The organism is Paraburkholderia sp. SIMBA_027 (genome assembly GCF_046535315.1).
Classification (GTDB): domain Bacteria; phylum Pseudomonadota; class Gammaproteobacteria; order Burkholderiales; family Burkholderiaceae; genus Paraburkholderia; species Paraburkholderia tropica.
The window spans coordinates 1-270 of sequence record NZ_JAWRWY010000618.1; the positions used below are offsets into that span (position 1 = coordinate 1).

1 protein-coding gene is annotated in these 270 nt (G+C 43.0%); it reads left to right on the plus strand.

What is annotated here, in order from left to right; all coding sequences use genetic code 11:
• The coding region (locus SB764_RS40480; protein WP_410866823.1) for a hypothetical protein at nucleotides 1-270 on the plus strand (270 nt) is incomplete at both ends.

Genomic DNA, 270 nt, shown 5'->3' on the forward strand with positions numbered 1-270 from the left:
GGGCCGCAATTCTGGCAGGGAGATTTTACCGGCTCATCTGTAGGAGGCCTTTATGAAAACTGGGGAGGGGAACCTGATAATTATAACTCAAACCAGAATGCATTGGGACTGGCATTAACAGATTGGATTTACGGAGATGCCGGAGAATGGAATGATCTATTTCAGGGGAATTTATTATACTTTGTCATTGAATATGATTCTATACTTGGAACGAAGGATACTATATCAGAACCGGAATCTGCCTGGCTATATCCCAATCCGGTACGTGAT